Genomic DNA, 1133 nt, shown 5'->3' on the forward strand with positions numbered 1-1133 from the left:
ATTTGTCATTTATTTAAAAGGCTCAGGGAGCCGCAGATAACCAGGGATAAAAACCAATGTCTCCACCTGTTGCACTCCAATAAGCCCAATCGCTTGAAATGGTGGTATTATTAGGATTTCTAGGATATTTGGGACCAGCAGCGTCCCCCCACCAATTATACAATGCTTTAATAGTATGGGGAGTTTCATTGCTAACACCATGAATGCTGTTCCCGGTAATATTATTCTTTCCAACACTTCCTCCTTCTCCTCCCCCAATGTCCGGATTAACTAAAGCGCCCCAAGTCAAATTATAATCAATTAATACTCCATAACTATTATTATTAATAGTATTATAAGAAATAATCGGGGTAGCACTCTCTCGACAATAGATACCAGTATTACTATTATTGCTTATATCATTTCTGGTAATCTCAGATGAAGAATTACCACAGGTACGTATTCCATACTGATTAGAAACTATAGAATTATTTTTAATTATCCCTGCTCCTCCTGTAGCAATCTCTATTCCACTATAGTTATTGTTTTTAATATTATTATTCTCAATAGTAGGGCTAGAATTGCTATAGTTTATACCATAACTAGTATTATTTTGTATTATGTTATTGTTTATACTTATGAAGGAATAATTGTTAAAATATATTCCAACACTAGTGCTATTATTGCCATCGATAGTAAATCCAGATATTGTGACATTATCGGCTTCAATAGTAATTAAATTTCCAGCATATCCAAGTCCGTTTATAAAAGTAGATTCCTTTCCAGCTCCCTGGAGAACAATTCCTTTATTTATTATCAACTTTTCATTATAAGTCCCTGCGGCTACTATAACCGATTTTCCAGGTGGAACTGTAACTATCCCCTCAGCTATGGTGTTAAAGGGGTGGGTTTCGGTCCCATCTTCTGTCCCGCTGGCATTTCCTGCATCTACATAAGTATTGGGGTCATACTCTATTATTGCGGTTACGGCAGAGCTTTGATTACCGGCGGCATCGCAAGAAGTAACCGATATATTGTTGGTTCCTTCAGAAAGATTATAAGAATAAGACCAATCTGTGGATAAATTAAGAGAAATAACTACTGTTCCGTTTAGCCATATAGAAGAGCTAGCTTCTTTATTACCAGATAAAATC

1 protein-coding gene is annotated in these 1133 nt (G+C 36.0%); it reads right to left on the bottom strand.

Annotated features, from left to right (window positions below):
* Positions 1-22: 22 nt before the first annotated feature.
* Positions 23-1133 (bottom strand): right-handed parallel beta-helix repeat-containing protein (locus COZ07_RS09145; RefSeq protein WP_406608258.1); only part of this gene is annotated, 1111 nt, incomplete at its 5' end.

This window comes from Candidatus Infernicultor aquiphilus, assembly GCF_002784285.1.
Classification (GTDB): domain Bacteria; phylum Atribacterota; class Phoenicimicrobiia; order Phoenicimicrobiales; family Phoenicimicrobiaceae; genus Infernicultor; species Infernicultor aquiphilus.